General features: G+C 61.5%; 1 protein-coding gene and 2 pseudogenes. All 3 read left to right on the top strand.

All coding sequences use genetic code 11. The annotated features are described in order from the left end of the window. A pseudogene (locus GGD46_RS33530) lies at window positions 1–112 on the top strand (IS5/IS1182 family transposase); the annotation flags it as partial. Window positions 113–583: 471 nt separating this feature from the next. Beyond that, window positions 584–1906 carry a group II intron reverse transcriptase/maturase gene (gene ltrA, locus GGD46_RS33525; RefSeq protein ID WP_028755411.1) on the top strand — a complete coding sequence of 441 codons (1323 nt, stop codon included), beginning with the start codon at window positions 584–586 and terminating at the stop codon, window positions 1904–1906. 117 nt (window positions 1907–2023) lie between these two features. Then, window positions 2024–2358 (top strand): annotated as a pseudogene (locus GGD46_RS33520) (IS5 family transposase); the annotation flags it as partial.

The raw sequence follows: 2358 nt of genomic DNA, 5'->3' as shown, positions 1-2358 counted from the left end.
GGGCAAGGAGGCAAGCCCGACGGCCGGTGTGATCGATAGCCAGAGCGTCAAAACCACCGAAAGCGGCGGCATCCGGGGCTATGACGCGGGCAAGAGTGCGCCTCGAAGGCGCGTGTCACCAATGGAGGAAGGTTCCATCCAGAGAGTTGTCGATTGATCTGGTAGCTGACGAGCGGATCGGTCGGGTAACCGGCCGGTTCGAAGCCTCGTGACAAAGGCCGCCTTGGGCGGTTGAGCAATCCAGTGGGCCGTAACGCGAGTGAAGTCCGAGCAGGCCTCGAAAGAGTCGATGCAGATGCCGACCCGTCTCTTACCCGGGGAAGGCCGTGCGAACAGGGAAGCAATCGTCACAAGCACCTGTTCGGTCTGCCGGGGTATTGGGCACGGCACGCGGGAAGGGTGATGCGGGTAATCGAGGGAGACCCGTGCGGTCGGAGGTCGCGGCTTCGACATCGCTGATGGCGATGGACCGGACGGGAGTCGGACAGGGTCGTAAGACTGTCGATGCCGGGCAATGCCGGCGGAGGAAAGGACCCTGACTTCTGGCATGCTTTCGAAGATGGTGAGGAAAGGTTGATTGGCGATGAGCCTCGAAACACCTGAAAAGATCAGGAACCTACAGAGAAAGCTCTATTGTAAGGCGAAGGCGGAGCCCGCTTTCCGCTTCTATTTGCTCTACGACAAGATTTGCCGTGAAGACATTCTGCGCCATGCCTATGCGCTGGCCCGCGCCAATGCGGGAGCGCCTGGCGTCGACGGAGTGACCTTTACGCAGATCGAGGCGTCGGGCGTGGATGCGTGGTTGGCGGGCCTGCGCGAAGAACTCGTTTCGAAGACGTACCGACCCGATCCGGTGCGGCGGGTGATGATACCGAAGCCTGGGGGAGGCGAGCGTGCGCTCGGCATTCCCTCTATCCGCTGTCGCGTCATCCAGACCGCTGCCAAGCTCGTACTGGAACCAATCTTCGAGGCGGACTTCGAGGACGGTGCTTATGGTTATCGGCCGCGTCGCAGCGCGGTCGATGCAGTCAAGGAAACGCACCGGCTGATGTGCCGGGGCTACACCGACGTTGTCGACGCTGATTTGTCGAAATATTTTGACACGATCCCGCATTCGGACCTCCTCAAATCGGTGGCCCGACGCATCGTCGATCGGAGCGTGCTGCGGCTGATCAGGCTGTGGCTGCGAGCACCGGTCGAGGAGCGGGATGGCGACGGGAAACGGCGCATGACTGGCGGCAAGAGCAGCACACACGGCACGCCCCAAGGGGGTGTCGTCAGTCCGCTGCTCTCGGTCATCTACATGAACCGGTTCCTGAAGCACTGGCGTCTCAGCGGTCTGGGTGAAGAGTTCCGCGCGCACGTCATCTCTTATGCCGATGACTTCGTCATTCTCAGCCGCGATCATGCGGCCGAGGCGCTGGCGTGGACAAGGACGGTGATGACGAAACTCGGGCTGTCGCTCAACGAGGCGAAAACCTCGGTGAAGGATGCCCGGCGCGAACACTTCGACTTCCTTGGCTACTCGCTTGGACCACGTCATCTGCCCAACGGCGGCCGGTGGTACCTGGGAGCGAGCCCGTCCAGGAAGAGCGTGCAGCGGATCAAGACCAAGGTCAGCGCGCTGCTGACGCCGGGCAACAAGGGCACATGGCCTGAAGTTCGCAAGCGATTGAACCGCCTCCTGGGCGGTTGGGCCGCATACTTCTCCTATGGCGCTCTCGCATCGGCCTATGAAGGCGTCGATCGACACGTCTATGACCGCGTCACGAACTTCCTGTGCAGACGGCACAAAGTGCAAGGACGCAGCACGCGTCGATTCCCACGTGAACATGTTTACGGGGAATTGGGCGTGCTGTGTCTTCGACGCGAGCGCGGCAAGCAGTCGCCGTGGGCCTTACGATGAAGCCAGTCGGAAAGCCGGATGCGGGAAATCCGCACGTCCGGTTTGATGAGCGGGGAAAGGAAACGGAGCGAGCCTCGCAAGGGCCAGCCACCGCGCCTTTCCTCGACTCTACAGACCAAAGGCCGCAAGCGCCATATCATCGTCGATACGCTCGGCCTGATGGTCGGTCTCATGGTGCACAGCGCCGACATCCAGGATCGCGACGGTGCTCCCGATCTCCTGAAATCCATCCGCCACAGGTGGCCATGGTTACTGCATGTCTTCGCCGATGGTGGCTATGCGGGCGATAAGTTGAAGCGGCGACTGAAAAAGATCGGGCGCTGGACGATCGAGATCATCAAGCGCTCGGACAAGGCGAAAGGCTTCGAGGTTCTGCCGCGTCGATGGGTGGTCGAACGGACCTTCGCCTGGCTTGGCAGATGCCGCAGATTGGCCAAAGACGTCGAACGCTC

The sequence above is a fragment of the Martinezella lusitana genome (assembly GCF_014207095.1).
Taxonomy (GTDB): Bacteria; Pseudomonadota; Alphaproteobacteria; order Rhizobiales; family Rhizobiaceae; genus Rhizobium; species Rhizobium lusitanum_B.
This window is presented reverse-complemented; position numbering and strand designations above follow the sequence as displayed.

Coding starts and splice junctions, on each gene's coding strand:
- ltrA (WP_028755411.1), top strand. CDS start 584: ATGAGCCTCGAAACACCTGAAAAGATCAGGAACCTACAGAGAAAGCTC.